Source organism: Mycobacteriales bacterium, from assembly GCA_035995165.1.
Lineage (GTDB): Bacteria > Actinomycetota > Actinomycetes > Mycobacteriales > CADCTP01 > CADCTP01.
This window is the reverse complement of record DASYKU010000148.1, coordinates 1-17,536: the sequence shown is the minus strand read 5'-3', so window position 1 is coordinate 17,536 and position 17,536 is coordinate 1. Positions and strand designations below refer to the sequence as shown.

At 72.2% G+C, this 17,536-nt stretch carries 15 protein-coding genes and 1 pseudogene; 10 read left to right on the top strand and 6 right to left on the bottom strand.

Features of this window, described 5'->3' with window-relative positions; genetic code table 11:
- Positions 1-258: 258 nt before the first annotated feature.
- Both VGP36_24515 and VGP36_24510 read right to left on the bottom strand, forming a co-directional pair.
- Complete coding sequence (locus VGP36_24515) at positions 259-1,050, bottom strand: hypothetical protein (GenBank protein ID HEV7657877.1); 792 nt, start codon at positions 1,048-1,050, stop codon at positions 259-261.
- Complete coding sequence (locus VGP36_24510) at positions 1,047-1,988, bottom strand: ATP-binding cassette domain-containing protein (protein ID HEV7657876.1); 942 nt, start codon at positions 1,986-1,988, stop codon at positions 1,047-1,049. Before VGP36_24510 ends, VGP36_24515 begins: the two co-directional genes overlap by 4 nt.
- A 220-nt stretch (positions 1,989-2,208) precedes the next feature.
- Between VGP36_24510 and VGP36_24505 the strand changes: the two genes are divergently transcribed.
- The 4 genes from VGP36_24505 (at position 2,209) to VGP36_24490 (ending at position 5,393) form a co-directional block, all read left to right on the top strand.
- Entirely contained in the window at positions 2,209-3,354 is a 1,146-nt protein-coding gene (locus VGP36_24505) for a sensor histidine kinase (GenBank protein HEV7657875.1), read from the top strand.
- Positions 3,351-4,022 (top strand): response regulator transcription factor, encoded by a 672-nt coding sequence (locus tag VGP36_24500; GenBank protein ID HEV7657874.1) that lies wholly within the window; start codon positions 3,351-3,353, stop codon positions 4,020-4,022. Before VGP36_24505 ends, VGP36_24500 begins: the two co-directional genes overlap by 4 nt.
- A 427-nt stretch (positions 4,023-4,449) precedes the next feature.
- Positions 4,450-5,190, top strand: a complete 741-nt coding sequence (locus VGP36_24495) for a hypothetical protein (protein ID HEV7657873.1) — start codon at positions 4,450-4,452, stop codon at positions 5,188-5,190.
- The gene (locus VGP36_24490; GenBank protein ID HEV7657872.1) at positions 5,187-5,393 is read left to right on the top strand and encodes a hypothetical protein; all 207 of its coding nucleotides are present in this window, start codon (positions 5,187-5,189) and stop codon (positions 5,391-5,393) included. The genes VGP36_24495 and VGP36_24490 overlap by 4 nt, the downstream gene beginning before the upstream one ends.
- Positions 5,394-5,907: 514 nt before the next feature.
- On the opposite strand, the gene VGP36_24485 is transcribed toward VGP36_24490, so the two are convergent.
- On the bottom strand, positions 5,908-6,876 hold the full coding sequence (locus VGP36_24485) for a lysylphosphatidylglycerol synthase transmembrane domain-containing protein (GenBank protein HEV7657871.1): 969 nt from the start codon (positions 6,874-6,876) through the stop codon (positions 5,908-5,910).
- Between the two features lie 264 nt (positions 6,877-7,140).
- Positions 7,141-7,419: a glycosyltransferase gene (locus VGP36_24480; protein HEV7657870.1), complete on the bottom strand. Its 279-nt coding sequence runs from the start codon at positions 7,417-7,419 to the stop codon at positions 7,141-7,143.
- A 510-nt stretch (positions 7,420-7,929) separates the two neighbouring features.
- Between VGP36_24480 and VGP36_24475 the strand changes: the two genes are divergently transcribed.
- On the top strand, positions 7,930-8,196 hold the full coding sequence (locus VGP36_24475) for a transposase (protein ID HEV7657869.1): 267 nt from the start codon (positions 7,930-7,932) through the stop codon (positions 8,194-8,196).
- A gap of 380 nt (positions 8,197-8,576) precedes the next feature.
- Here the strand turns inward: VGP36_24475 and VGP36_24470 are convergent, their stop codons facing one another.
- Complete coding sequence (locus VGP36_24470; GenBank protein ID HEV7657868.1) at positions 8,577-10,427, bottom strand: hypothetical protein; 1,851 nt, start codon at positions 10,425-10,427, stop codon at positions 8,577-8,579.
- 542 nt (positions 10,428-10,969) lie between these two features.
- On the opposite strand from VGP36_24470, the pseudogene VGP36_24465 reads away from it, so the two are divergent.
- The 5 genes and pseudogenes from VGP36_24465 (at position 10,970) to VGP36_24445 (ending at position 15,673) form a co-directional block, all read left to right on the top strand.
- Positions 10,970-11,503: pseudogene (locus tag VGP36_24465) on the top strand (IS3 family transposase).
- A gap of 289 nt (positions 11,504-11,792) precedes the next feature.
- On the top strand, positions 11,793-13,637 hold the full coding sequence (locus VGP36_24460) for a M6 family metalloprotease domain-containing protein (protein HEV7657867.1): 1,845 nt from the start codon (positions 11,793-11,795) through the stop codon (positions 13,635-13,637).
- A complete protein-coding gene (locus VGP36_24455; GenBank protein HEV7657866.1) occupies positions 13,634-14,452 on the top strand; it encodes a hypothetical protein in 819 nt (272 codons plus the stop codon). The genes VGP36_24460 and VGP36_24455 overlap by 4 nt, the downstream gene beginning before the upstream one ends.
- Positions 14,449-15,369, top strand: a complete 921-nt coding sequence (locus tag VGP36_24450) for a hypothetical protein (protein ID HEV7657865.1) — start codon at positions 14,449-14,451, stop codon at positions 15,367-15,369. Before VGP36_24455 ends, VGP36_24450 begins: the two co-directional genes overlap by 4 nt.
- Positions 15,370-15,373: 4 nt before the next feature.
- Positions 15,374-15,673 carry a hypothetical protein gene (locus VGP36_24445; protein ID HEV7657864.1) on the top strand — a complete coding sequence of 100 codons (300 nt, stop codon included), beginning with the start codon at positions 15,374-15,376 and terminating at the stop codon, positions 15,671-15,673.
- A 789-nt stretch (positions 15,674-16,462) separates the two neighbouring features.
- Here VGP36_24445 and VGP36_24440 read toward each other — a convergent pair.
- Positions 16,463-17,536 (bottom strand): Zn-dependent alcohol dehydrogenase (locus tag VGP36_24440; GenBank protein HEV7657863.1); only part of this gene is annotated, 1,074 nt, incomplete at its 5' end.

The window sequence follows — 17,536 nt, the reverse complement described above, 5'->3', positions numbered from 1 at the left end:
TCGCCCGCCGCCTGGACATCACCGAACGGACCGTGAAAGCCCACCTGACCAAGGCGTTCGGCCGGATCGGCGTCACCGACCGGGTGCACGCGATGATCTGGGTCAAGCAACACCTCCCGCCGGAATGAACGGGCCGGGAGCACGCACGACGGCCGTCGACCGCGCGGACCCGCGAACCACCTTCGCCGCAGTCCCGGCGGAGGTCCCCGTGCCAGCAGCGGTCCTGGTCGGCGCTTGCAGGCGCGGAGGGAGCGGACGTCAGGCGTCGCGGGTGGCGCGCCAGGCACCGGCGGTGAGGAACACCGCGACGTAGAGGGCCAGGTCGAGATAGGCCGCGCCGAGCGAGGGCAGCCGGGGGCGCGCGGCCCAGGCGTGCGTCTGGGCCACGACGTCGGCCGCGTTCGCCAGGACCAGCCGGGACGGGAGGTAGGACCAGTTCTCCAGGGCGCGCCCTACTCCGTAGGCGAGGAAGACCACACCGAACAGTGCGGCGACGGCCCCGGCGCTGTGCCGGATGAGCGCGCCCAGCCCGAGGCCGACCAGCGCGACGACGCTCAGGTAGAGCCCGGCACTGGACACGGCGCGGACGACGCCGGGATCGGTGAGATCCGCCTCCAGGTGCGCGCCGGACAGGACGGCCTGGCCCAGGAAGAACGCGGCGAAGGAGAACAGCTCGCCGAGGACGAGGGTGAGCGCGGCGACGACGAGCGCCTTGGCCGCGAGGACGGTCCCGCGGCCGGGTACGGCGGCCAGCGTCGTGCGGATCAGGCCGGTGCCGTACTCGGTGCTGACGGCGAGCACGCCGAGCACCCCGAAGGCGAGGACGCCGAAGCTGAGCCCGTCCAGGGCGGCACCCACCGGGTCGAAGCCCATCCGGTCCTGGGCGTTCATCCGCGGCCACGCGCGGGCGATGGCGGAGGTGTTCAGCACCGCGTCGCCGAGTCCTAGGGCGAGTGCGCAGGCCATCGCGGCGTACGTGGAGCGCACCGACCGGAGTTTGATCCACTCGGCGGACAGGACACCGCGCCGGATCGCGCTGACCCCCTTCATCGGGGTCGCCCTCCGCCGGTGCCGGCCGGGTCGGGATCCGTCGCCCGAAACATGACGGCGTCGGCGGTGAGCTTCATGTACGCCTCCTCCAGTGACGCCTGCCGGGCGGCCAGCTCGTACACGGCGATACCGCGCGCGGCCGCGAGCCGGCTGATGTCCCGGGAGCTGAGCCCGGTGACCGCCAGTCCGCCGTCGGCCTCCGCGGCGACGCCGGCGCCTTCCGCGGCCAGCAGGACGGCCAGGCGGTCGCGGTCCGGTGATCGGACGAGCACGTCATCCAGCGCACTGGCCCGGATGAAGTCGGCGACATCGGTGTCCGCGATCAGCCGGCCGTTCCCGATCACGATCAAGTGCTCGGCGGTCAGCGCCATCTCACTCATCAGGTGGCTCGAGACCAAGACCGTGCGGCCTTCCGCGGCAAGCGACTTCATCAGACCTCTGATCCACCGGATTCCGTCCGGATCCAGGCCGTTGACCGGCTCGTCGAACAGCAGGATCGGCGGATCGCCCAGCAGCGCGGCGGCGATCCCGAGCCGCTGCCGCATGCCCAGGGAGAACCGGCCGATCCGGCCGCCGGCGACCTCGGACAGGCCGGTGCGTCCGAGGACGTCCTCGACGCGACCGCGGGGAAGATCGTTGCTCGCGGCCAGGAAGCGCAGGTGGTTGCGGGCGCTGCGACCACCGTGCACCGCACCGGCGTCGAGCAGCGCCCCCACGTGTCGCAGCGGGTGCCGCAGCGACCGGTACGGCCGGCCGTTCACCAGCGCACGGCCCCCGGTGGGGGTGTCGAGAGCGAGGATCATCCGCATGGTGGTGGACTTCCCGGCGCCGTTGGGTCCGAGGAACCCGGTGACCCGGCCCGGACGGACGTCGAAGGACAGCCGGTCGACCGCGAGCGTCGATCGGTAGCGTTTGGTCAGTTCTTCGGCTCTGATCATCGATCCTCTCCGGAAGCGGGCGGGCTGTCGGGCGTGCTGCCGTCGGTGACCAGATTCCCGCCCGGACCGGGCCGCCGTCGTCTGCCGGCAGGCAGGTCTTGCGGCTGCGCCGGCGGGGCCAGCGGGCCGGGCCGAGCGTCGGCCGTCTGCCGGCAGGCATACGACCCGCGACAGAGGCCGGGCCGGGCCGGGCCGGGCCGGGCCGTTCTACGCTGAGCCCGTGCGCACCGCTCCGCGCCCGCCGCTGCCCGAGCGCCTCGGCCCGGCTTCCTGGCTGGCGCTGGACGGCCTGGTCGCCGTCGGGTACGGCGCGATCGCCGGCACGGTGGTGCTCCGGCATCCGACCGGCCGGTCGCCGGCGCTGGAGCTGGCCGCGATCGCAGTCCTCGGCCTGGCGTACGCGTTGAGGAGGCTGAGCCCAGTGGGCGCCCTCGCCGTGGCCGTGGTGGTGCTCGTGGCACTGCGGTGGCCGTACCCGGCCCTGGTCCCGGCGTGGTCGGCGCTGTACCTGGTAGCCGTCACGCGCCGCCGCATCACCTCACTCGCGGCGCTCGCCGTCACCGTCCTCGCGTCCGTGTACGGGGCGCCGGTCCTCGACCGCGGTGTGCTGCTCACCCTGATCGCCGGGCTGGTCTGGGCGGTCGGCTATGCCGTCGGGCGGCACCGGGCGTACGAGCAGCAGGCTCTGGAGCAGCAGGTCCAGCAGACCGACGCGGAACTGGAGAAGGCCCGGCGCGGTGTCACCGAGGAGAGAATGCGCATCGCCCGGGAACTGCACGACGTCGTCGCCCACAGCATGAGCGTGATCACCGTGCAGGCCGGCTTCGGCCACCTCGTCATCGACCAGGATCCGGAGAAGGCCCGGGAGGCGCTCGGCGTCATCGAGGCCACGGGCCGCGATGCCCTCACCGAGATGCGTCGGCTCCTCGGTGTGCTGCGGGCCGAGGACCAGGACGGATCCGCCGCCCGCACGCCCACTCCCGATCTCTCCGATCTCGAGCATCTCCTCCGCAGGACGGCACGCGCCGGCGTCCAGGTCCACCTCGAGATCACCGGCCGGCCCCGGCGACTGCCGTCGGGGATCGAGCTGTCGGCGTACCGGATCGTGCAGGAGGCGTTGACCAATGTCGTCAAGCACGCCGGCACTCCCGCCAGCCGGGTCAGCATCGGCTACGAGGAGCACCAGCTGTCCATCGAGATCACCGACGACGGCCGAGCTCGACCGGGGGCCGACGGGCACGGTCATGGCCTCGTCGGGATGCAGGAGCGGGTGAACCTCTACGGCGGCTGGCTGCGCGCCGGGCCGCTGCCCGGCCGCGGGTTCCAGGTTCTGGCCCGGCTGCCGCTCAGCGAGGCCACGGCGTGACCGTCCGGGTGGCGGTGGCCGAGGACCAGTACCTCGTCCGCGCCGGCCTCCGCGGGATCGTCGACACCGTGGACGACCTGACGGTCGTCGCGGAGGCGGCCACGGGCCGGCAGGCCGTCGACCTCGCCCGCCGGGAACTGCCGGACGTCATCCTCATGGACATCCGGATGCCCGACCTGGACGGGATCGAGGCCACCCGGCTCATCACCGCCTCGACCGACGTACGGGTGCTGGTCCTCACCACGTTCGATCTCGACGACTACGTCTACGAAGCGCTGCGCGCGGGCGCGAGCGGGTTCCTGCTCAAGGACACCCCGCCGCTGGACCTCCTGGCCGCCATCCGGGTGATCGCCGCCGGCGATGCGCTGCTCGCCCCGAGCATCACCCGCCGGCTCCTCGCCGAGTTCGCGGGCCGACCCGCCCCGTCCGCTCCACCGGTCGGCAGCCCGCGGCCGCTGGCGTCCATCACCGACCGGGAACACGAAGTGCTCGGACTCGTCGCCGAAGGGCTGTCCAACGCCGAGATCGCCCAACGCCTGCACATCACCCCGGGCACCGCGAAGACCCACGTCGGGAACCTGCTCACCAAGCTCGACGTACGGGACCGGGTGCACCTCGTGATCCTCGCCTACCGCACCGGCGTGGCCACTCCGGGCGGGACCAGCTGACCTGACGTCAGCCCCGAGCCGCCGGCGGCCGCGCGCCGGCGGCCCGGCAGCTGCCCTCCCGTTCGGATGGACGGCGCTGTTGGTCCGGTCCGCGTTTGACCAGGTGCAGAAGTCGGACCGGACAGCACCGGCCGGCTGCCGGATACAGCGACCCATGGAGCTTGCGGCGATCGGGCGGCGAACGCTGCTGTCGGGGCCCGCAGCCACGCAGGGGCGCAGAGGAAGTCGACCTCTCGGAGATCCGGCCAGTAGGACGCCGGCCACCTCCACATTCGCGACGACTGCGCGCGACGGCTCGACGTCCGCTGGCCTGACGGCGCCGTCCCCGCGCTGGCCCGGCACTTTGCCGTCCGCTTGCCATAGGGGGCGGAGGCTCGATCCATGTGGCTGAGTGTGGGTCGCGCGCGGCCGGGTCGGGGTCGCGCCGGTGCGTGATGTCCTGCTCCTGCTCGCGGTCTTCGCCGCCTGCGTGGTCGAGTCGGTCGAGGCCCTGACGATCGTGCTGGCGGTCGGTGTGACCCGCGGCTGGCAGGCGACCATGCGCGGCGTCGTCGCGGGCCTGGCCGTGCTGGCCGTGATCGTGGCCGTGCTCGGCCCGGCGCTGACCCTGATCCCGATCGACGCGCTGCGCCTCGTCGTCGGCGGGCTGCTGCTGGTCTTCGGCCTGGGCTGGCTGCGCAAGGCGATTCTGCGCGCGTCCGGCTTCAAGGCCCTGCACGACGAGGAACAGATCTACCTGCGGCAGCGGGCGGCGGCTGAGCAGGCCGGTGTCGGCTCGGGCGGCCTGCTCGTCGATGCGTACGCGTTCACGCTCGCGTTCAAGGGAGTTCTGCTCGAGGGCCTCGAGGTGGCGTTCATCGTGCTCACCTTCGGCGCCAACCAGCACAACATCCCACTGGCCGCGGTCGGGGCAGCGGCCGCCGTCGTCCTCGTCACCGGCGTCGGTGTTGCCGTCCGGGCTCCGCTGGCCCGGGTCCCGGAGAACTCGCTGAAGTTCGCGGTCGGCGTGCTGCTGACCTCGTTCGGGATCTTCTGGGGCGTGGAGGGCGCCGGCGGGTCCTGGCCCGGCGCGGACGCCGCTCTGCTCGGGGTGATGGCCTTCGTCCTGCTTCTCTCGGCTGCCGCGGTCCGGTGGCTGCGTGGGGTCCGCGCGGCGGTGCCGGCGTGAGCAGGGTGCGCGCGTTCGGAGCGTTCTGGTGGGACTTCATCGTGGGCGACGACTGGCGCATCGCCGTGGGTGTGATCATCGCCCTGGTGGCCACGGCGGGGCTTGCCGCTGCCGGCATCGCCGCCTGGTGGTTGCTGCCGCTGGTCGTCGCCCTGGTGCTGGTTCTGTCCCTGCACCGGGCCGTCGCCGGCGAGCACCGGTAGCCACCGGACCAGCTGCCGGACAGCCGTCGGGCGACCGTGCAGGACCGCTTCTTAGCAGACGCTTGGACGCCGCGGCGGTGGTGACCGTCGTGAGGCCGTCCTGGCCGGGCAGTCGGACGACCGGGCCGGTGCTGGGGGTCTTCGCGGATCCGGAGTTCGGCGTGGTGGCGTTGGCGGCCCGGGTGCTGCCGGCATCGCTGGACCCGGTGCGGTTGCTGTGTCCGGCACGCTGGTCTACGCGACCGCCTTGCAGCGCGGGCCGCTGACGGCCACGTCGGCCGCGGTGATCGCGTCCGAGACGTCCACCGATGGTCGTCGGCGCCGAGAGGACGACGTCGCCCGTCGGTGCCGCCTGCACGGGGAACTGACCCCGGATGCTCGGACCGGGCCACGTTCGCCACTGACACCGTCCTCCTCCGCCGGCGCGATCTGCCGACGTCTCGACGGTACGAACGACCGGGTTGGCACCAGGCCAACTACGGAGCAGATCGATCCGTCCACTGTGGACTTGAGCTCAGACGACCTTGCGCCGGATGAGCACAGCAAGCACACAGGCGCCGGGCAGCAGGGGGATCCAGACCGTGATCAGGCGGTAGGCCAGGACCGCGGCGAGGGCGACCGTCGCCGGCTGGCCGACCGCGACGAGCGCAGCGACCAGCGCGACGTCCAGGGAGCCGAAACCGCCAGGGGAGGGCAGCAGCGCCGACGCGGACGACGCGAGCAGATAGGCGATGGTCACGGGCAGCAGACCGACGGTGCCACCGACCGCGTGCAGGACGGCGAACAGCACCGCGCAGTGCAACACCGGCGCGGCGACCGAGCCGATCCACAGCTGGGCCGCTCGAGTGGGCGTGCGCGCCACCACCGCGAGCTCCGCCAGTTGGTCGCGCAGCCGCCGAAGCGCCGGCAGCCAGCGGCCGCGGCCCAGCCAGCCGGCCAGCGCCACGAGCGCCACCGCAGCTGTGAGGGCCAGCAGCGTCCAGCCGGGAGGCGCGCCATGCGGGTACACGGCCAGCGACCGCGGAGCGAGGACCACGGCACCGACGAGCAGCGCGGTGTGGCCGACCACACCCGCCAGCATGTTCAGGCCGACCGCTCCGAACGCCGCCGGCCGGCTCAACCCGCAGCGGCGCAGGAAGCGGACGTTCACCGTGATCCCACCCGAGCCGGCCGGCAGGACGTGGTTGGCGAACGTCCCGCCGACCTGCACCGCGAACAACCGAAGAAGCGGGATCCGGCACGGTATCGAGCCGGCCGCGGCGACCGTGCCGGCTGTCCACATGAGCACCGTCCCGGCCGCGGCTGCCGCCAGCCAGCGCAGGTCCGCGTGTGCCAGGCCGTCCGCGCCGGCATCCAGGGCGACCCGCTGCCGGAACAGGAGCACTCCCACGGCGGCGGCGACGAGAACAGCAAGGGCCGGCCGTACCCCCGGCCGCGACCGGCCGCGCTGGTCCGGTCGCGCGTCCTCGATCACCGCAGTCATGTCACTCACCCGACTCTGGCGTTCCGCCGGCGGATCCACTGCGGCCCGGTCGTCGAACGGGCCGGCGGCGCACGTCGCCGGAGAACGTGCGGTATGCCGACAGTACGAACGCGTCGGTTATCGCCGGGCAAAACGGCTCGTCCGCGCCGGTCGGCCTCGCCAATGGCGGGCGTCATCGCCCCGTCAGCGCTTTGGCCGCCGCATACGCCGCGGCGGTCCGCTCGAGCGCGTCCGACCAGTCGAGTGCGGGCGGCGCTTGCCTGCTCATCGCGGCCAGACGCTCCGCTCGGCCGAATCTGCGGCCAGCCGCACCAGGTCACGGACCAGTTCCGAATCGCTTCCGGCCAGCAGCCCGTGCCGGTCGTGCCCCCCGAACTCTCCGATTCCTCCAGCCGTCCGCGCCAGCACGGGCAGTCCGGCGCAGCGTGCCTCCAGGGCCGCGATCCCGAACGACTCGAGCACGGCCGGGGCCACGAACAGGTCCGGCTGTTCGTACAAGGAACGGATCTCGGGCGCGAGAGCCGACCGGGCAGTTGAACCCATTCACGCATCCGGTATGCCTGCACATGCCGCTCCAACGCCCCACGCTGGCCGCCCTCGCCGACCAGCACCGCTTGAAGGTCCACAGTGGACTCGTTCGACAGGCGACGGCGGGCGGTGCGCAGCATGCGCAGCCGCGACAGGGGCCGCTTGCGCGCCGCCAACCGCATCACGCTCACGACCAGCACCCGGTCCGGAACTCGGGGCGCCGGCTCAACCCTGCCAATCGGCGCGGTCGATGCCATTCGGCAAGGGCTCCGGGGTCGAGTCCTCGGGGGGGTGCGGCGGTCCTCGTCCGGCGTCGGCTGTGAACGGCGGTTGGGCGCTGCACTCTGACCGATCCCGGCGACGTGCGGTCCATGCCTGGTTCCGGCACCCGACGCTGGGGAGACGGAGCCCTTCGGGTCGCCTACTGCGATCTCACCCCGGTCGGGCGAGCGCCCAGGCTCGTCCCGGTCCGCCGACGCCGGCCTGACCGAGTGACGCCTGCCCCAGCGGTACCGCCTGCTGGCCTTGCTGATCTACGCGTACGGCCAGGGCGTGCGGTCGTCCCGGCAGATCGAGCGCCGTTGTCTGACTGACGTTGCCTTCCGCGTGGTCTGTGCTCAGGACGTCCCTGATCACGCCACGGTCGCCCGCTTCGGGGCCGAGCACGAGGAGGCGTTCGCGGCGCTGTTCAGCCAGGTCCTGGAGGTGGCGGCCACGGCGGGGGTTGGTGCGGTTAGGGACCGTCGCGATCGACGGGACCAAGATCCCGGCGAACGCGTCGATCGACGTTGACCGCGGGCGGGACTGGCTGGACGAGCAGGTCCGTCAAATCGTCACCGAGGCGCGAGGAGCAGACGCCGAGGACGCGCGCCGCGAACCCCGGCCGTGCCGCACACCGGCGTCCCACCGACGCCGAGCCTCGCGCCCGGAGCCGGCGAACCGCAGGTCCAGTCCAGCGGCTCCTGACTCGTTTCGCGAGCCGGCTCTGAGCAAACGCAGAGCATCCGGTCTCCCGGACCCTCCAGCAGCCTCCGCGAATGCGAGCGGGCTCACCGCGTACTACCAGCAACCCGTCCTAGCGGCCGAGCATGGGGCTCGCGGGCACGGTCGGTGGCTGACGGCGGTCGGCAGGGGGTCGGGCCCGTTCCGCGGGGCCCGACCCCCCATCCCGGCTACGGGTTGATCGCGCTGATCCGCGTACCCCAGTTGATCAGCGGGGCGCGCGTCCCACCGCAGGTCGGGTCGACCTGGAAGGTGGCCAGCCGGCAGGACTGACCGATGTACTCCGAGGCGATCCAGATCTTGCCGCCCTGCGGCTGGGCGGCGCCGTAGTCGCCCCACCTCGGCCGGGCGGGGTCCGGGGCGGAGAAGAAGCCGTACTCGGAGAACCCGTCCTGCGGACCCTTGCCCGCCGACGCGATCTTCACCGACGGGGCCACCGACCTCCCGGACACCAGCGCGTACGCCGCCGTCGGGAAGTAGTTCTGGCCGACCAGGGTGAACGCCATCGCGCCCCTGCCGGACGAGTCGACCGCGATGGCCGGGTAGGTGACGTTGTTGCGGGCGACCGCGAGGTAGCCCTGGTTGGCCATGCTCGCCGCGGCCGGAGAGCTGCCCGGCCGTACCACGAACCAGGCGATGCCGGCCTGCAGCCGCCCCGTCACCTGCGCGGCCGTGTCGAGCGCCCCGTACAGCCGGCCGCCGGCGTAGTACACCTGCTGCATCCGGCTGTCATTGCTGTCGAGCGGGCCCTCGGCCTCGCGGCCCGGCCCGATATTGGGCTGGCAGGCGACGTTCACGCAGTCGGCGAGAGGTGTCGGCCCGACCCGCTGCGCGGACAGCGGCGGAACCACGTAGCGCTGCGAGGCGAGCAGCGCGCTGGACAGCACCGGAGCTGGTGAGGTGGTGCGGATCGATGCTGAGTTCGTCACCTGCCACACGCCGATCGCGTCCGCCCGGCCGGTGACGCCGTCCGGCTGCGCCTCCTCGCCCGCGATCGAGCTGAGGAAGTACTCGGTGCCGTTGTTCGCGGTCTGGTACGCGGTGTCGGGCACGTTGGCCGGCCACACGGTGAAGCCGGGGGTCCGGGTCGCGGCTCCCGCCAGCTGTGTGTTCTCGAACTGCACGACCTTGCTCGTCGCGGCACCGGCCGCCAGCGCGGCCTTGTCCAGCAGGTAGATCTGGGCGCCGTTGAAGTTGTTGCCGAACACCCCCGGGTCGTCGGAGAACGGGTACTGGTTGGTGGTCAGGTAGATGCCGTTCTTGTCGGCGCCGATGTGCGGGTAGTCGCCGATGCACGGGCAGCCCGTGTGGCTCGGGGTGCCCTGCGTGCCGTCGTCCTGGACCGGCAGTCGGTAGATGTTCCAGCCGCCCAGCGGGTTCGCCGTCTGGCTGACCGCCAGGTCGAGCGTGTTGTTCCCGGTGAACGCGCCGGTGTCTGGGACCACCTCGAGGGTGAGGACGACCAGGTAGAAGCGGCTGGTGCCCGCGTCGTAGATGCAACTCGGGTCGGTGACGAACGGCCCCTGCAGGCCAGTCGTCCGGTCGATCGCGGCCGGGTAGCCGTAGAACGTGTTGAGGTCGGTCACCGGGCTGGCCGCCGAGCCGGTCTTGGTGAACACCTGCAGGACGTCGTTGGTCATCTCGATGACGTTCCGGGCGCCGACGCACATCCCCTGATCCGGCGGCTCGACCGAGAACTGATTTCCTCCGTTGGCGAACCGCTGGTCGAAGCCGTCCAGCCCGTGGAACGAGCGGACCAGACCGGTCGAGCCGGTCACCGGGACGGGACGGACGACCGGGACGCCCGCCGGGGATATCGTCGCGGCCGTCCGCCGCACGCTCACACTCGGGTCGCGCTCGTCCGGGTCGCGGGGGATCTCCGGACTCTGCACCCCGGCGGGGGTACCGACGGTCTGCCCGCTCGGGAACGGCAGGGCCGTTCCCTTCGAAACCGTACGGAGCAGGCCGGTGTTGCCCGCGCTTGGTGCCGCGCTGGCGGCGGTCGGGACGGTGATGATCATCGCCGCCGAGGTGATGGCGACAGCCAGTGGCGCGAGAAGCGCCTGCCAGCGTCGATGAGTTGAACCCATGAAGTCCCCCTCCCCGCCCGCGCCGTCGCGGACGGCTCGTCGAGGTCGACGCCGCCGGATCCGGCGGCCGCCCGAAGTATGCCGCTCATGGGCTGTCAGCGACAGATGACAGCGACTGCCCGCGCTGACCGGCCCGGCCGGCACGATGTACCGCTGTCTCGCCGCGCCCGCGCCATGCCGCCGACCGGGCGGTCTTCGAGCAAGGCCGCCCGGGCCGGGATCGGCGCGGTGCGGGCGCACTGGCCCGGCACCGATGACGGATTCGCCGCCCTGTCCAGGCTCACCGGGCTGACCGGGACGCACCGACCTAGCACCGCCGGAGAACACCAGTGCTGACCCTGCTCGTGGCGTCCGTGGCCGCGTTCGGGCTGGCACTGCTCTCGGCGGTGGCGGGCTTCGGCGGCTTCACCGCACTGTTCGGGCTGCGCGTCGCCGTGCCGATGCTCACTCTGCCCCAGCTGTCCAGCAACGGCGCCCGGGTCAAGCGGCTGCGCGGAGTGGTGACTGCCGATGATCTGGTCAACCGCAAGTTCCACCGGCTGCATCCCAACGAGCTGTGGGTCACCGACATCACGGAGCATCCGACGAGGGAAGGGAAGCTGTTCTGCGCGGCGGTGCTGGACGCGTACAGCCGGCGCATCGTCGGCTGGTCCATCGACTCCCGGCAGGACTCGACGTTGGTGATCAACGCCCTGGACATGGCGATCCGCAACCGGCGACCCGCGCCCGGCGGGATCGTTCACGCCGATCACGGGGTCCAGGCTGGTCTGATGCCCTCGTTCGGCAGCGTCGGCGACGGCCTCGACAACGCCATGATCGAAAGCTTTGGTCCTCCATGCAGATCGAACTGCTCAACCGCAAGAAGTGGAAGACCAGGGTCGAGCTGGGCGAGCGCGATCTTCGAGTACATCGAAATCTTCCACAACCGCCAGCGACGCCACTCCGCCCTCGGCCACCGAACCCCAACCGAGTACGAGCAACTGTCCGACAACAACATCCCCGCCTGACGACTCACCACCGGCACTGGAACCCAGGTCAGAGGGCAGGTCAAACTGTCACCGGTTCGTGCAGCAGACCCCAGTGTCACGATCGCACACCATGCCGCCGGGGCGCTCCACACGAGTACGACGTCTGTCCACTGAGGATGGTGGTCTCAGCCGAGTCCCGGGTGCCGGACCAGCCCCGGACTCTGCCCTCAGGGGCACACTTCTGACGTATCCACGTCGGGCCCGGGGGGCTCAGACAGGTATCGCCGCGGGCCGACGGAGGCCCGCGCGACACCGAGGGGGAGCAGTCATGGGGCAAGACTTCTGCGCGGTGGCGCCGAGTCCGGAGCTCAACGAGCGGGTGCGCGCGGAGCTGGAGCGGTTGAGGGCGGAGAACGACAGCCCGCTCGCGGCCCAGCTGGACATCGCGCGGCAGCCGCGCATGCTCGGCTTCGACGACGGCGTGATCATCCCGCCCGCCAGCTTCCCACTCGGCACCTCGGCCGAGACCATGCAGCGGGCGGCGGCCGAGCGGGCGCCGCTGCGCGGCAGCGTCCGCGTCATCGTCGTGCTGGTCGACTTCTCCGACCACCAGATGGCCGCCAGCACGGCGCACTTCGACGACGTGTTCTTCTCCACCGGCGTGCTGCCGCACGGCAGCGTCAAGGAGTACTACCAGGAGGTCACCGGCGGCCTCGTCGACATCGTCGGCCAGACCGTCGGTCCGCTGCGAATGCCGCAGACGCTGGCCTGGTATGCCAACGGCAACTTCGGCATCGGCCGGCCCACCGGCGTCGCCCGGGCCAACATCATGGCCCAGGACGCCGCGCAGGCCGCCGACCCGCTGGTGAACTACGCGCCGTTCGACAACGACGGCAACGGCTTCGTTGACGCGTTCGTCGTCGTGCACGCCGGCGGCGGCGGTGAGGCGACGGGCAACTCCGGCGACATCTGGTCGCACAAGTGGACGCTGCCAAGTGCTTACGCGGCGGATGGCACCCAGATCTTCGGCTACCTGACGATCCCGGAGGACGCGAAGATCGGCGTCTGCGCCCACGAGCTCGGCCACCTGCTGTTCGGCTTCAAGGACCTCTACGACACCGACGGCACATCCGAGGGCATCGGCAACTGGTGCCTGATGGGCGCCGGCTCGTGGGGCGGCGGCGGCGACGTCCCGGCGCACCCGTCGGCGTGGTGCAAGGTCGACCAGGGCTGGGCGTCCGCGACCGCGGTGTCGTCGTCCGGCGCGCTGACCCTGCCCGACGTGAAGACCAGCCGCAACGTGCACCGGCTGTGGAAGGACGGCGCCGGCGGCCCGGAATACTTCCTGATCGAGAACCGGCAGCGCACCGGATACGACTCGTCCCTGCCCGGCGACGGCCTGCTCATCTGGCACGTCGACGAGAACCAGCCCGGGAACACCGACGAGAACCACTACTTCATCGGTCTGGTCGAGGCCGACGGCCTGCGCGATCTCGAGCTCGCGCACAACCGCGGCGACGCCGGCGATCCGTACCCCGGCACCAGCGGCAACACCTCGTTCACGAGCTCCTCGACGCCGGGCTCGAAGTCGTACGCCGGGCAGGACACCTGCGTCTCGCTCACCGGCATCTCGGCCTCCGGCCCGGTGATGTCGGCGACGGTCTCCGTCAGCTGCGGCAAGGACCCGCGCAAGGAGCTCAAGGACGGCAAGGAGCCGTTCAAGGAGTTCAAGGACCGCAAGGAGCCGTTCAAGGAGAGCAAGGAGCCCTTCAAGGAGGGCAAGGATCTTCGCGACGGTGGCCTCGGCAAGCCGCTGAAGGACCTGCGCGACGGCGGCGGCAAGACCCCGGTCAAGGACATCAAGGACCTCCGCGAGGGCAAGGGTCCGAAGGAACTGGTCGAGCGGCCCGGCGGCGGTGGCGGCGGGTTCGGCGAGCTGTCCGGCGGCGGCGATCCGCTCGTCGAGGCCGTGGCCGACCTCTCGACCCGGATGGCGGCGCTCGAGGAGGCCCTCGGCGGTCAGCAGACCGGCGGGGGCGAACCCTTCATCCCGGCGGAGCTGCGCCCGACACTGTCCGGCGGACCCAGCTACCCGACCGGCACCGCGCCGGACCGGATGGCGACGGGCGACCGCGACGCCAAGCGCGAGTACGACACCTGGCCGGCGCGGTGACCGGATCCGTCGTCGTGCTGGCGCACGCCCGGGACCTCGGGGCGGCGGCGGTGGCCCGCGCGGTGGCTACCCTCGCCGGTCCGGCCCGGGTGGTGCTCGTCCGGCCGGAGCGGCTGGCCGCGGCGCGCTGGTCGCACCGGGTGGCGCCGGACGGCACCGCCCGCACGGTCGTCGAGCCGGCCGGCGGCCCGCGGCTGTGCAGCGAGGACGTCGGCGCGGTGCTGCACCGGATCCGGTATCTGAGCCTGCCCGGCTTCGAGTCGGCCCCGCCGGCGGACCGCGACTACGCGTACTCCGAGCTGCACGCGGTGGTCGGCAGCTGGCTGCTGGGCCTGCGGGACCGGACGATCGGCGCGGTCGGTCCACACGGGACGGTCGCCGGGCCGCCCTCCGCCCGGGCCTGGCTCGCGCTCGCCTTGGACTGCGGGCTGCCGGTCGGCCGGAGCGTCGTCGCGACGCGGGGCGACCTGGCCGGCGGGAGCACAGTCGCGACCCGTGGCGACGTGGCCGGCCGGCCGGGAGCCGCCGGCGTGAGCTCGTTCGCGCCGGTCGAGCTGACCCCGCGCCCGGCCGTACGGGTCTCGGTCGTGGGCGACTCGGTCACCGGCGCGCCGACCGACGCGATCGCCGCCGGCTGCCGGCGGCTGGCTGTCCGGACGGGTTGCCCGCTGCTCGACGTCCTGCTGTCCGAGGACGTCGAGGTCGTCGCGGTCGATCCGGTGCCGCCGCTGCGCACCCGGTGGGCGGTCGACGCCACCGCTCGGTTGCTGCTGGACACGGCCCACCGGCCCGTCCCGATGGCGGTGCCGGGGTGATCGTCTTCTACGGCCGGCAGGACGACCCGCCGCTCGCCCTGGCCGTCGAGGCCGCGGCCGAGCTGGGCGTGGACTACGTCGTGGTCGACCAGGCGCGCCTGGACCGGCATCACCTTATGGTCGAGGTCGGGCCGGCCGGGGTCCGCGGCGAGCTGTGGGTGGACCGCCGGCGGATCGCCCTCGAGGCGGCGACGGGCGTCTACGCGCGGCCGCTGGAACCGGCGTCGTACTGGCGGGACGAGATCACCCGGCTGCGGGCCGAGACCCTGCAACGCGCCTTCGTCGAGTGGCTCGACTACGCGCCGGGCCTGGTCATCAACCGGCCGGCGGCGATGGAGTCCAACTGCTCCAAGCCGTACCAGGCCCAGCTGATCGCGCGGGCGGGCTTCGCCGTGCCGGACACCCTCGTTAGCAGCGACCCGGACGAGATCGCCGCGTTCCGGGCCGGGCACGGGCGGGTGATCTACAAGTCGGTCAGCGGCATCCGCTCGATCGTCCGCGAGCTCGACGACACGGCCGCGGCCCGGCTGCCGGCGGTCCGGGACCTGCCGGCCCAGTTCCAGTCGTACGTGTCCGGACAGGACGTCCGCGTGCACGTGGTCGGCACCGAGACCTTCGCGACCGCGGTCCGCAGCGACGCCGTCGACTACCGGTACGCGGCCCAGGACGGCCTCGCCGCCGAGCTGACCTCGGTCGACCTGCCGCCGGAGGTGCGTGAACGCTGCCTGGAGCTGTCCGCGCTGCTGCAACTCCCCTTCTGCGGGATCGACCTGCGCCGCGACGGCGACGGCGGCTGGGTGTGCTTCGAGGTGAACCCGATGCCGGCCTACAGTTACTACCAGGCCCACACCGGCGTGCCGATCAGCACCGCGCTGGCGCGACTGGTCGCGGGCCACCGACCGGCCGCCAGGAGCTGAGGCCATGTCCCAGGCGATCGAGAACCTGACCCGCCTCACCGCCCGCCTCCTGGACCGGCAGCCGCATCCCACCCTGCCCGGCTGGGACTCCGTCCGCCTCACCCTCCTGGAGGCCGAGCCGGTCCCGGATCGCGCCGACCTGCTCTCCCAGTACATCGGCACCGACCTCGACGTCGCCGTGCCCACCGGCCTCCTCGCCGACGCCCCACCCGGCGCGACCCTCCGCTTCCGCGCCCGCCTCACCACGAACGGCATCCTGGCCGAAAGAGCGCCCGAGGAGTTCTCCGTCCAGCCGCCTCAGTAGCCGCCTCGGCGACGTACGGCAGCGAGCCACTGCCGGCCGGCAGCATCGGCGACGGGCCGAGGGGTCCCGGCATGCATCGACGATGAATAAGACAAGTCCGCCCGACGGTTCCCCATGTCGTCGGGTACGAGCGGCACGAGGCTGCTCGGATCGGGCCATCGGAGCTGCCGAAACGTCTTGAGGAACCAGGTACGCCTTCATCAATCATCACGCCGTGGCCCGAAAAGTAGACCAGCAGGACACCGCCGTCGGGCGCGCTGTCGGAGAATGTCCGACATTCGCTGAACATCAGACGCGACCACCGTGGGCAGCGGGTCGAAAGATCTTCATCGCACGACGGACGCCGATGAGGAGCGCATGACGATCCAACCCCGCCAGAACACCCCACCCTCACGTTGAACGATCGCTGCGACCAACGATCTCGTCAGGGCCGCTCGGCCCGAGGAGCCGTCCGTCAACCGGAATGGGCGTGGAGTGGAGGGGGCACCAGCCAGACGAGATCTCGTCACACGTGCGGTGCCGCTGACGGCGTGCAGCGGCTGGCGGGCGAACGTCTCACGCTGACTGAGGCCGGCGGTTGCGGGCGTAGGCCGGCCGGCGCGCCGACAGGGGAGACAGCCCCTCAGGGTCGCCTGCGGCCGATCTCGCCCCGGTCGACAACGTCCGGGGTCCTCGCCCGGTCCGCCGGCACCGGTCCTTTCAAGTGGCGCCCACCCGCATCCCGCCGTCGGACCCTGGGCACACGTTCCGGCAGAGCAAGCCCCCTGTCCCAGAGCGAGGTGGTCGAGGTCATCGGTCGAACAGGAGAACGGTCCGGGCACCTTCGGCGCGGCTCAGTGCTGCCAGCGCTTCGTTGACGTCCTGGAGAGGAACGCGTGCGGTGACAATGTCGTCGAGCTGCAGACGGCCCTGGAGATAGAGCTCGACGTAGTAGGGGATGTCTAGTCGGAAGCGATTCGAGCCCATCATCGACCAGCCGAGCGACCGCCCGTACATGAGGTCGGCCCCGGAGATCTCCAGCTTCAGCGTGGTGATGACGCCGATGATCGTCACGCGACCACCCCGGCCGAGCATCTTCAGCGCCTGCTGGCAGGTCTCGGCCCGGCCGACCGCCTCGAACACGTGGTCCACCCCACCCGTACGGTCCAGCACCGCGGCGACCGCGTCGCCCTGGCTCGCGTCGATGACGTCCGTCGCTCCCAGCCGGGCGGCCCGGTCGAGGCGGGCCGCGACCCGGTCGACGGCGACGATCCGGCGGGCGCCGCTGAGCCGGGCCCCCTGGACCGCGCCGAGCCCGACACCACCGCAGCCGATCACGGCGACGGTCTGGCCGGGCCGCACGCCGGCGGTGTAGATGACCGCGCCGAGGCCGGTCGTCAGCCCGCAGCCGAGCACCGACGCCAGGTCCAGCGGCATGGCCCGGTCGATCTTGACCACAGCGTGCTCGTGCACGAGCAGCCTCTCGGCGAAGGAGCCCAGCTGCGACGCCGGGGTCAGCCCGACGCCGGCCTGGGACAGGCGGGGCCGCTCGCCGGACGCACGCCGCTGCGACTCGTGCGGGCACAGCGCCGGGCGTCCGCTCAGGCAGTATTCGCACTCGCCGCAGAAGATGGACAGGCAGGTCACGACGTGATCGCCGGGCTCGACGTAGGTTACGTCGGAGCCGACGGCCTCGACCACACCGGCGGACTCGTGCCCGAGCACCATCGGCAGCCCGTACAGGGCGGTGATCGTCCCGTCGACGATGCTCAGGTCGCTGTGGCAGACCCCGGCCGCCGCCGTGCGGACCAGGACCTCGCGAGGGCCGGGCGCGTCGACGTCGACGTCCTCGATCCGGATCGGGACCCCGGGTTCCCGGAAGAC